Below are 867 nucleotides of genomic sequence, written 5' to 3' on the forward strand. Positions count from 1 at the left end.
GGTAGGCGGCTCATCTGTTTACTACGACCTAACGATTGAAGCGGCTACAGGGAGTTCTTACACCCTACGAGCGACTCCTACCAATTCCCAAACGGGCGATGGCTTTTTAGAATATAACTCCCTAGGCCAAAAAAGCTGGGACGAGGATAATAGCGGCGCGATCGGTGCAAATGAGTTTGACTGGGATAAGAACTAAACGATAGATACGCCGTTCAATAAGGCCTATCAGCTTTCCGCTGACAGGCCTTTTTTAATTTCGCTTATTGACTCAATACAGACAGTCGCCTAGCAAAGTCCTCATATCGCTTCCGGTTAACACCTAAGTCTGAATACCCCACCCTACTCGCTGAACGAAAGTGAATTAGCTTCTGCTCATCATCCAGATAAACCTCCACATCGTCTTTGAAACGCATCAGCGGACTGGTAAAAACGGCATACAAATAGTGATCACTTTGCTGAAGAATTTTTGCCCCCGGCATAGCGTCTATGACATTTTGAACCTTCTGCATCTGCTGCTTTGCTTCTATATCGAAGGCAATCGATTTTACCTGCTTATCAGGCTTATCGGTTTGAGTTGATACGCTATTAGGCCGACTTCCCAAGGGCTTCAGCTCACCATTTTGAACACCTAATTTAGGTGCTGTATTGTTCTCAATTACTCGCATTGTGATGACTCCAGCCAGTATAAAAAATATCAGTAGATAAATAACTTTCTTCATTGTCTTATCCTCTAGTTATGCAAGTATATTGCGCACAATCTATTTATTCAAGCCACAAAAAAGGCCGCATTAATGCAGCCCTATTATTCACCTAATAGTCTAGGTAATTACTTACTCAACTTACGGTAAGTTGCCACAACACGGTCCA

The 867-nt window shown here is 43.3% G+C and carries 2 protein-coding genes; one reads left to right on the forward strand and one right to left on the reverse strand.

Features of this window, described 5'->3' with window-relative positions:
• Positions 1 to 196, forward strand: a 196-nt coding sequence (locus tag A3756_RS28040) for a type IV pilin protein (RefSeq protein WP_197481412.1), incomplete at its 5' end; no start/stop codon positions are given.
• A 64-nt stretch (positions 197 to 260) separates the two neighbouring features.
• Here A3756_RS28040 and A3756_RS20135 read toward each other — a convergent pair.
• Positions 261 to 719: a DUF1499 domain-containing protein gene (locus tag A3756_RS20135; RefSeq protein WP_082865110.1), complete on the reverse strand. Its 459-nt coding sequence runs from the start codon at positions 717 to 719 to the stop codon at positions 261 to 263.
• Positions 720 to 867: the final 148 nt, after the last annotated feature.

It is taken from the genome of Oleiphilus sp. HI0086, from assembly GCF_001635225.1.